The 246-nt window shown below is 61.8% G+C and carries 1 protein-coding gene; it reads left to right on the top strand.

From position 1 onward, the window contains the following. Window positions 1-120: 120 nt before the first annotated feature. Window positions 121-246, top strand: a 126-nt coding sequence (locus BJP32_RS16840; RefSeq protein WP_369822443.1) for a DUF3597 family protein, incomplete at its 3' end; no start/stop codon positions are given.

Here is a 246-nt window from a genome sequence, read left to right on the forward strand (position 1 = left end):
GACTTGAGCGCTTTTTTATGCGGCATTGTTAGTGCGCTATCGCTCGGCTCGCGGAGCCTCGCTGCTTGAGCGCACGATCCCCGACATCTGCGCCGCACGTGTACCTGCATCTCCGCCGTCATCCTCGACTTCATGAACGAGCAGCGCGCGCAGAAGCTGAACTGGCGCACCTCCATCGTCGACCTGATGAAGCTGATCGGCCTGGAATCCTCGCTGGCCGAGCGCAAGGAGCTGGCCGACGAACTG

It is taken from the genome of Brevundimonas sp. ZS04 (assembly GCF_001956865.1).
Lineage (GTDB): Bacteria > Pseudomonadota > Alphaproteobacteria > Caulobacterales > Caulobacteraceae > Brevundimonas > Brevundimonas diminuta.